The 9,258-nt window shown below is 63.9% G+C and carries 9 protein-coding genes, 1 tRNA gene and 1 pseudogene; 2 read left to right on the forward strand and 9 right to left on the reverse strand.

Annotated features, from left to right (window positions below; translation table 11 throughout):
* Positions 1-80: 80 nt before the first annotated feature.
* Together msrB and AB0O52_RS10130 are read right to left on the reverse strand one after the other, a co-directional pair.
* Positions 81-572 carry a peptide-methionine (R)-S-oxide reductase MsrB gene (gene msrB, locus AB0O52_RS10125; protein WP_364537023.1) on the reverse strand — a complete coding sequence of 164 codons (492 nt, stop codon included), beginning with the start codon at positions 570-572 and terminating at the stop codon, positions 81-83.
* Between the two features lie 13 nt (positions 573-585).
* Positions 586-1,077, reverse strand: coding sequence for a hypothetical protein (locus AB0O52_RS10130; RefSeq protein WP_364537026.1), 492 nt, complete (start codon positions 1,075-1,077; stop codon positions 586-588).
* 140 nt (positions 1,078-1,217) lie between these two features.
* Here AB0O52_RS10130 and AB0O52_RS10135 point away from each other — a divergent pair, with 140 nt between their 5' ends.
* A complete protein-coding gene (locus tag AB0O52_RS10135) occupies positions 1,218-2,468 on the forward strand; it encodes an alpha/beta hydrolase (protein ID WP_364537029.1) in 1,251 nt (416 codons plus the stop codon).
* A gap of 49 nt (positions 2,469-2,517) precedes the next feature.
* Here AB0O52_RS10135 and ybaK read toward each other — a convergent pair whose 3' ends face one another.
* From ybaK to AB0O52_RS10150, 3 genes are all read right to left on the reverse strand, one after another.
* Complete coding sequence (gene ybaK / locus AB0O52_RS10140) at positions 2,518-3,009, reverse strand: Cys-tRNA(Pro) deacylase (RefSeq protein WP_364537032.1); 492 nt, start codon at positions 3,007-3,009, stop codon at positions 2,518-2,520.
* A gap of 15 nt (positions 3,010-3,024) precedes the next feature.
* Complete coding sequence (locus AB0O52_RS10145; protein WP_364537035.1) at positions 3,025-3,480, reverse strand: SufE family protein; 456 nt, start codon at positions 3,478-3,480, stop codon at positions 3,025-3,027.
* Positions 3,481-3,566: 86 nt separating this feature from the next.
* Entirely contained in the window at positions 3,567-4,490 is a 924-nt protein-coding gene (locus AB0O52_RS10150) for a sulfurtransferase (RefSeq protein ID WP_364537038.1), read from the reverse strand.
* Between the two features lie 208 nt (positions 4,491-4,698).
* Here AB0O52_RS10150 and zapE point away from each other — a divergent pair, with 208 nt between their 5' ends.
* Positions 4,699-5,736, forward strand: a complete 1,038-nt coding sequence (gene zapE / locus AB0O52_RS10155) for a cell division protein ZapE (RefSeq protein ID WP_364537041.1) — start codon at positions 4,699-4,701, stop codon at positions 5,734-5,736.
* A gap of 32 nt (positions 5,737-5,768) precedes the next feature.
* On the opposite strand, the gene AB0O52_RS10160 is transcribed toward zapE, so the two are convergent.
* From AB0O52_RS10160 to AB0O52_RS10175, 4 genes and pseudogenes are all read right to left on the reverse strand, one after another.
* Positions 5,769-6,980 (reverse strand): benzoate/H(+) symporter BenE family transporter, encoded by a 1,212-nt coding sequence (locus tag AB0O52_RS10160; RefSeq protein ID WP_364537044.1) that lies wholly within the window; start codon positions 6,978-6,980, stop codon positions 5,769-5,771.
* A 266-nt stretch (positions 6,981-7,246) separates the two neighbouring features.
* Positions 7,247-7,375: pseudogene (locus AB0O52_RS10165) on the reverse strand (antitoxin); the annotation flags it as partial.
* Positions 7,376-7,444: 69 nt separating this feature from the next.
* Positions 7,445-8,902, reverse strand: coding sequence for an amino acid permease (locus AB0O52_RS10170; RefSeq protein ID WP_364537047.1), 1,458 nt, complete (start codon positions 8,900-8,902; stop codon positions 7,445-7,447).
* A 248-nt stretch (positions 8,903-9,150) separates the two neighbouring features.
* Positions 9,151-9,223 (reverse strand) — tRNA-Gly (locus tag AB0O52_RS10175).
* Positions 9,224-9,258 lie beyond the last annotated feature (35 nt).

A 9,258-nucleotide genomic window follows, 5' to 3' on the forward strand; every position in this document is an offset into this window, starting at 1 on the left:
CCGGGGAGGGCTGGCCATGGGGGACCGCCGGTAGCGGGCCGTTTGCGTCCGGAGCCGGGGCCCGGATTTAACGCCCGGGACTACTGCCCGGCCGGGGACTCGACAAGCTTGAGTGAAACGGAGTTGATGCAATACCGCTGGTCAGTAGGTGTGCCGTAGCCCTCACCCTCGAAAACGTGTCCCAAGTGTGAATCGCAATTAGCGCAGCGGACCTCCACCCGTTCCATTCCCAAAGTGCGGTCGTGAAGGTACCGGACGGTGCCTTCCGCGAGCGGTGCCCAGAAGGACGGCCAGCCGCAATGGGAATCGAATTTCTCGTTGCTGGTGAAAAGCTCTGCGCCGCACGCGCGGCACTGGTACACGCCTGCCGTATGGGTGTCCCAGTACTCACCCGTGTACGGACGTTCCGTTCCGGCCTGGCGAAGAACCCTGAACTCCTCCGGGGTGAGTTCTTCACGCCACTCCGCTTCGGTTTTCTCCACGCATTGCCCGCCCTGCGGGACATCCTGGAGGGGAACCCCGGCCAAGGGGTCCGCGGCCTGGAAAAACTTCCTGTTATCTGCAGTGCTCATGTTCTCTCAACGTTCACGAGTCGCCGATAAATCCCGAGCCCGCGTAGAGATGCAGCACAGGCAGCCCCAACTGGTCCTGGGCTTTGTTCGCCCAGTCTGTGTGGAAGGTATCGGCAATCGCGTGCGGCCGGGTGACCACGACGGCCTGTGCCGCATTGAGTGCCTTGACCTTGGACACCAAGCCCGCCACGGCACCGCCGTCGACGATTTCACCAGTCACCCCGCCGCCCAGCCCGTCCAAGGCCGCGAGGGATGCCGACAAGGCCTCCGCAGCCTGGGCCCGCTCCGATTGTGGATCCGGCGCTTCTGCGAGCAGATCCCGGAATGCCTTGGCTATCTCAAGCAAGGAGAGGTTCTCGAGGAAGTCCACCAACAAGTGCCGTTCGGTGTTCGCGGGCACCAGCACCACCAAGGGCGAGTCTCCGCCGTCGACCAGTTTGGCAATATTGACGCGGTCGTCCGGGCCGAGAGGCTCTTCGGTAAGGATGACGATTGGTTCACTCATGGCTACAGCGTAGACCTGAGCCGCGCCGGGAGGCATGGTTTAGCGCGGCAATTCTGTTCCCGCTGCGGCGTAGCGTCCCGGGGGAAACGCCATGGAGGGCGCTGTTCGGAACACGGCCCCGCAACCGGGAGAATGGTCACATGGCATCCATGACCCGAGCTGCGCCAACCGTTGAGAACGGCGAGAAAATGTCCGTCCGCGCCAAATGGACCGTTGCGGGGATCGTTGCTGGAAGCAGCATTGCGGGCTTGCTGGGCGCGGGGTCTTCGGCGCTCGCAGCCTATTTCGCCCGGCGGGTCATCACCCCGTCAGTGCGCGAGGCCGACCAGGAGGTGTTGGCGGTGGTGCGCGGTGACAGCGGGCTTCAGGTCATCCTCGCAGCTACCCCGGACACCACCATCGACGGCGTGTTCAGCCTCTTCTTCGCGGGCGGGACAGGGTTCGCGCGGATCGGCCGCATCGTGTCCTATTCGCCCGCGGAGCGGACCGTGCAGCGCGAAGTCGAGGAAGTCTACAGCGGGGATCTGGCAACCGCCCGGCGCGGATGGTGGAGCGGTGCCGTCTATGACTCCCCGGCGGCGCTTGGCCTGGATTCGGAAGATATACGGATCGACGTCGAGGGAGGCCAGGCGCCCGCGTGGCTGATTCCGTCAGGCGCAGGGAAGCCCGCGAAGGTGTGGGCGATCATGGTGCACGGCCGTGGCGCTACCCGCCTCGAAGGCTTGCGCGCGGTGCGGGTAGCGCACGATCTCGGACTCGACAGCCTGCTGGTTTCCTACCGGAACGACGGCCTGGCGCCGTCTGCCCCGGACGGGCGCTACGGCCTGGGCTCCACGGAATGGCACGACGTCGACGCTGCCATTGAGTACGCACTCGCCCACGGCGCCGACGAAGTGGTCCTGTTCGGATGGTCGATGGGCGGGGCGATCTGCCTGCAGACGGCCGATCTGTCGCATCACCGCCTTGTGATCCGGGCCATGGTCCTGGACGCACCGGTGATCAACTGGGTCAACGTCCTGGCACACCACGCCCAGATCAACCGGATCCCCTACGCCGTGGGCCGTTACGGGCAGTTGATGTTGGGGCACCCGTTGGGCCGGCGCCTTACCGGCCTGGCCGCGCCCGTCGACTTGAAGGCAATGGACTGGGATGCCCGCGCCGTTGAACTGCGGACTCCGACGCTGGTGATCCACAGCGTGGACGATGAGTACGTTCCCTACGAACCTTCGGCCAGCCTCGCTGAAAAGAATCCGGACATGGTCACCTTTGAACCCTTCGAAGGCGCGCGCCACACGAAAGAGTGGAACGTGGATCCGCAGAAGTGGGAGCGGCTGGTGCGCTCGTGGCTCGCTCCGCACCTCACACCCCGTGGCGGGCCGTCGTCGGCTTGAGGGCGGCCCAGCGGCGGGTTGAGAATACGTGCGCTGCTCCCGGAGTTTCCTAAGGGCTGCCGATGGGCGCAGTCCGGGCACCGGTCAGCCGGATAAGGTCCGTGGGATCCAGCTCGATGTCCAGGCCACGGCGTCCACCGGAAACGAGGACCGTTCCGAAGGCCAACGCCGATTCGTCGAGCACGGTGGGCGATGGCTGGCGTTGACCCAGCGGGGAAATCCCGCCGAGGACATAGCCGGTGCGACGCTCGGCCGTTTTGGGATCGGCCATGGTGGCCTTCTTGGATCCCAGGGCCGCGGCGATCGCCTTGAGGTCAAGGGTGCCACTCACCGGGACGATGCCCACCGCGAGCTTGCCTTCAACGTCCACCATCAAGGTCTTGAAGACCCGGCCGGGATCCACACCCAGGACCTCGGCCGCCTCAAGCCCGTAGCTGGCCGCCGAAGGATCATGCGTATAGGGGTGCAGGGTAAAAGGAACGCCGGCCGCAGCCAGTACGGCTGTGGCCGGCGTTCCCTGTGAAGCCTGTTTCTTGGCCATTCCCGGTACTCCGGCTCAGGAGGACAAGCGGTCCGCCGCGGCGACTTTGCGCTTGATCCGCCCCAACATGGCCGTCATGCCACGCATGCGCAGCGGTGTGATCGCCCGGGTGAGGCCCAGCAGCTCCGGCATGTCATCCGGAACAGCCAGGATCTCGGCGGCAGTCAGCCCGTCCAAGCCTTCATGCAAAACGCCCGCAAAGCCGCGCGTGGTGGGCGCCTCCGGCGGTGCCTTGAAAAACAAACGGTAGGCGACGCCGTCGGGCTTCTTTTCCTGCTCGATGGTCAGGAACAGCGGCGACTGGCACTCCACCACTTGCTCAAGGAGTTCAGGGTGGTCCAGCAGCCGCTCCGGCAGGGCCGGGAGCCCGCGCGAGAATTCAAGCAACAGCTGAAGGCGATCGGGCTCGGTCAGCGCCTGGAAGTCATCGACAATTTCCGCCAGTGCGGCGGGCAACGTATAGGTACTCATCACTTCCAGCTTACGCACGTCCGGGCCGGTCTGGTTCCCGTTGCTTCAATATGGCCGGACCAGTGGCAAGGCACAGGGACTCCGGATTACTTTCCAGCGAGTGCGGGGACGGAGCCCCGCTCGGCGCCCTTGACGATCGGGACGCGCACGGCATTGCCCCACTCCGTCCAGGAACCGTCGTAATTGCGGACCGTTTCGAACCCAAGCAGGTATTTCAGTGCGAACCAGGTGTGGCTGGAACGCTCGCCGATGCGGCAGTACGCCACGACGTCGTCGCCTTCCGTGAGGCCGGCTTCTCCAAGGTAGAGGGCCTCGAGTTCGGTCCGGTTACGGTAGGTGCCATCTTCGGCGGCGGCGCGTGCCCACGGGATGGAGGCCGCGGTGGGGATGTGGCCCCCGCGCAGGGCGCCCTCCTCGGGGTAGGCCGGCATGTGGGTGCGCTGGCCGGTGTATTCCTCGGGGGAGCGGACGTCGATCAGCGGTTTGCCGAAGTGAGCCAGCACGTCGTCCTTGAAGGCGCGGATCGGGGCGTCGTTCCGTTCGATCACGGGGTACTCGCCCGGGGCAGGCTGGGGGATGTCAGTGGTGATTTCGCGGCCTTCGGCGATCCACTTGTCGCGGCCGCCGTCCAGGAGCCGGACGTCGTCGTGGCCGAAGAGCGTGAAAACCCAGAGGGCGTAAGCGGCCCACCAGTTGGACTTGTCGCCGTAGATCACCACGGTGGTGTCCCGCGAGATGCCCTTGGCTGCTGCGAGGGCTGCGAATGCTTCACCGTCGACGTAATCCCGGGTGACTTCATCGTTCAGGTCCGTGTGCCAGTCGATCTTGACTGCGCCCGGAATGTGGCCGGTCTCGTATAGGAGGACGTCTTCGTCGGACTCGACAACAACCAGCTTGCTGTCGCCAAGCGCGCCGCCCTCGAGTGCCGCGGCAAGCCACTCGGTGGACACCAGGCGTTCGGGGTGGGCGTACGCGGCGAACTTCTCGTTCTGCTCAACGGGGTAGGACATTGGTATGGCCTTTCACTGACACTTTCACTGACACCGGGCGGCGCCGGGCGATAGGAGGTGCCCGGCATTAATCCCACATTATCGAGGGCCGGGGTCTAAAGCTCCTCCCCGTTCATATGGTGAAATATGGCCTTCATCACGTGTCCGCCCGGGGCGATGCATTGCCGGTATTCTTGCTGGGGACTTACGACACGAAGAACGGACCGCATTGGTACAGATCGAACAGCTCGTCGCGCGCACGCCGGCGGCTTCAGCGGATGAGATTCTGAAGGGTTTCTACCCTTCGCCACGGTTCGGAGAGGTGTCCTTCAAAAGCTACCGGCCGGATCCGAACCAGCCCAGCCAGGCCGCAGCGGTGAAGGCCCTGGAAGCTTTCGGGGCGACGGTGGGAGCCGGTGACGGAGACGGCCTGTTCAAACGCCTTTTCGGCAAGAAGGTCAACAGCCGGGCGGGCATCTACCTCGACGGCGGATTCGGCGTCGGAAAGACCCACCTGCTGGCTTCCCTTTGGCACTCGGCTCCGGGGCCGAAAGCCTTCGGGACGTTCGTGGAGTACACCAACCTGGTGGGCGCCCTGTCCTTCCGGAAGACTGTGGAGGCTTTGAGCAGCTACAAGCTTGTCTGCATTGACGAATTTGAGCTCGACGACCCGGGCGACACGGTGCTGATGTCCCGCCTCATGCGTGAATTGTCCGACGCCGGTGTGAAGCTCGCTGCCACGTCCAACACTCTGCCTGGTTCACTCGGGGACGGCCGATTTGCCGCAGTCGACTTCCAGCGGGAGATCCAGGTCCTTGCGGACCAGTTCGATGTTGTCAGGATCGACGGGGAAGACTTCAGGCACCGCGGCTTGCCTGCGGCGCCGGCACCGTTGAGGAACGAAGACCTCAAGCGGCAGATGCATGCCGAGTTCGATGGCCAGACTGTGGCCATGGACGAATTCCGCGGCCTGATCGACCACCTTGCCGGTGTGCATCCCAGCCGCTACCGCAAGCTGATCTCAGGAATCGATGCCGTTGTGTGGCGCAACGTCGAAACCATTACGGAGCAGGCCGTCGCCCTTCGCTTCGTGGTGCTGGCCGACCGCCTATACGACAAGGACGTCCCGATCCTTGCCAGCGGCGTGCCCTTCGACAAGCTCTTCACCGAGGAAATGATGACCGGCGGGTACATGAAGAAATACTTCCGCGCCGTGTCCCGCCTGACCGCCCTGGCGCGTGAAGGCCAAAACCACGAGCCTTCCTAGGGACCCGACTGCCCCACTCTACTTTTGGGGTTTCAGGGCTCCCGCGTCTTAAGGACCCATCGCACCAGGATTCCGGCGGCGAGTGCCCAGAACGCGGCGCCGATCCCAGCGAAGCTGAGGCCCGAGGCTGCGACCAGGAACGTCACGGAGGCGCCGATGCGTTCTTCGGCAATGGCCAGCGCCGAGGCGATCGCGGAGGCCAGGGTGCCCAGCAGCGCCAGGCCCGCGACCGCTTCCAGGAGCCCCGGCGGCGCCGCCGCCACGACGGTCACGAGCGCGGCGGAGAAGGCTGCCAGCACGAGGTAGGCCAGGCCTGACGTGAAGGCTGCGATCCAGCGCCGGCTACGGTCCCCACCTGCTTCTTCCCCTGCCGCCAGAGCGGCGCTCAAGGCGGCGAGGTTGATAGCGTGCCCGCCGAAGGGCGCCCCCATGGCAGTTCCTGCACCGGTCACCAGCATCGACTGGCGCCACGGGACCGTGTAGCCGAAGGACTTCAGCACTGCCACCCCCGGAATGTTCTGTGAAGCCATGGTGACTATGAACAAAGGCAAGGCGATGCCGGCCACCGTGCTGAGCGTGAAGGCGGGAGTGGTCCAATGCAACTCAGGCAGCAGCCGGTTCGTAGGGATGCTCACGCCGTTGACCACGATGTAGATTCCAATGACTGCGAGAGCCACCAACAGCGCGGCAGGGACCGACCAGCGTGGCGCCAGCTTCATCATGACCAGCCAGCAGAGGATCACGGGGGCCACCAACAAGGGTGCGGTGCCCAGGGCCTTGAACGGGGCAAGGCAAAGCGATAGAAGCACCCCGGCGAGCATCGCCTGGGCGAGGGCTGTCGGAATCTTCGCCATCAGCTTTCCCAGGGCCGGAATGAGCCCCGTCAGGGCGATCAGCGCACCAGCGATAAGGAAGGCGCCGACGGCGGCCGGCCACCCGCCGTCGGGCACTCCGGCTCCCGCGAGCAGCGCGGCACCGGGTGTCGACCACGCAAGCGTGACAGGCACGCGCGACCGCCAGGAAAGCCAGAGCACGCCGAGCCCGAAGGTGAGGGTGAGGGCAAGGAGCCCGCTGGCCGCCTGTTCCTGCGTGGCCCCGACCGCCCGGAGGCCTGCCAGCACCACCGCGAAGGAGGAGGTGAAACCGACCAGCGCGGTCACAATTCCAGCCACGAGCGGACGGGAGAGCTGCCGGGAAGCGGAGGCTGGACGTGACTGTCCGGTGTGGAGAGATGACGCTGGCATAGTCCATCACGTTACCCGAGCCGTGGCGCGTCTGCCGAGGCCGCAACGGTTAAACGCCAAGGGCACCGGCGTCGCCTCGCGGCGGGACCGGTGCCCCGTTGACGTAACTGTATTCGGGAGCTCTGGCCGGATAAACCGGCTACGGAGCCTCATTGGCGGAGGAAGCTGTCCAGGCCGTAGCCCTTACAGCAAACCGTCGAGGTTGCCCACGAACTCGGAAGCGGCTCTCTGAACCGCATCTAGTCGTCGATAAAATCGGCGGCCTATTCGATGCCGTCCTTGATGGCTTCTTCCTTGCCACCAACGAGGTCCTGAACTTTGCCCTTCAGATCGTCAAATAATCCCACGGGCACCTCCTTTCCATCCCGGAGCCAGTTCGCTCCTCCGTTTTCGATCCTAACCCGAGACCTAGGAGGTGCCAAGGGAAAATTTGACTGGGAAGTCAAACGGATTCCTGGAACAGGTCACAACTGCTTCTCGGGAGAAAGCTGCTGGTGGCGGGGACTGTCCGGATTCATCAAGGAATGCTTGCGGCCGTAGCCGAAGTAGATGACCAGTCCGATGACCAGCCACACCACAAAACGCAGCCAGGTTTCCCAATGGAGCTGGAGCATGAGGAAGCCGGAGGCAAGCATGCCGAAGGCCGGAACCACAGGCATGAACGGCAGCCTGAAGGTGCGGGGCGCATTGGGCTTCTTGTAGCGGAAGATGATGACCGACAAGCACACCACGACGAATGCGGCGAGGATGCCGATATTGGTGAGGTCGGCGACAGCTTTGATGGGGAACACGCCGGCGAGCAGGGCCGAGGCGACGCCCGCGATCCAGGTGACGCGCTGAGGAGTTCCGTGCTTGTCAGTCCCGGCAAACCAGCCCGGAAGCAAGCCGTCGCGGCTCATCGAGAACCAGACGCGGGTGACGCCCAGGAGGAAGGTCAGCATCACGGTCAGGATGGACAGGACCGCGAACACGGAGATGATGGTGGCAATGACGGGCAAGCCAACGCCGGTGAAGGCGGAGGCGAAGCCGGCGGTGGGGTTGATGTCCTTGTAGTTCTGCATACCGGTGAGCACCAGGGTTGCCGCAACGTAGAGGAGCATCGCGATGACAAGCGAGAGGACGATTGCCTTCGGCATGTGCTTCTTGCCATCAGTCGCTTCCTCCGCGGCTGTACTCATGGCGTCATAGCCGAACACTGCGAAGAAGACCGTTGCGGACCCGGCCAGTACCGGACCGAAGCCGCTGGGCATGAACGGGTTGTAGTTGTTGGTGTTGATGTAGAAGATGCCCAAGCCAATGATGAACAGGATGAGTACCACTTTGATGGCCACCGCAACCAGTTCGAAACGGCCGAACGCCTTGGTTCCGCGGCTTAGGATCCAGGTGACCAACAAGCAGACCAGGATGGCCGGAAGGTTGATGACCCCGCCCTTTCCCTCGTCCACGGTTGAGGTCATCCAGGCGGGCATGTGGATGCCGATCCCCGACAGGAAGGCATCGAAGTACCCGGAAATGCCGATTGCGACGACGGCGACGATCGCGATGTACTCGAGCAGCAGGTCCCAGCCGATGAACCAGCCGATGACCTCGCCCAGGGCAACGTAGCCATAGGTGTAGGCCGATCCGGCGCGGGGGATCATGCCGGCGAATTCTGCGTAGGAGAGCGCCGCGGCCGCTGATGCAAGGCCCGCGACCAGGAACGAGATCAGCACAGCGGGACCGACTCCGGGGGTGTCTTTGCTTCCGTGGGCCACGAGGCCGGCCAAGGAGAAGATCCCGACGCCGATGATGCCGCCGACGCCGATGGCGGTCAGCTGCCAGAGGCCGAGGCTTTTGAAGAGCCCGCTGTGCTTGCTTTCCTCCTCGATGTCGTCAATGGGTTTCTTCCTCATGATCGAACGGACGAGTGTTTCTTGATTCACCGTGTTACTCCTGCCTGTAGGCGTGGACGAATTAGGGCTGAAGAAAAGTATGCGACCTGAATCACATTGGATAAAGTGATTTTTGCTGAGTGGTATTGATCAGTCCGGCTGATCTTTCCATGAGCATAACCAGGTCGACCGGAGTTCGGGGCGGGCATACCTGGGCACAAAAAAGCAGCTCCGGTGGAGCTGCTGGGGAAGTGACACTGTGTTTGACCAGTGGCTGTGGCCTGATTTCGGGGAAAGGGAGCGGACGACGAGATTCGAACTCGCGACATCCACCTTGGCAAGGTGGTGCTCTACCAGCTGAGCTACGTCCGCACATGATGGAGTCCGGCGGGGCCGGATGTTCATCA

The organism is Arthrobacter sp. NPDC080073 (assembly GCF_040686575.1).
GTDB lineage: Bacteria > Actinomycetota > Actinomycetes > Actinomycetales > Micrococcaceae > Arthrobacter.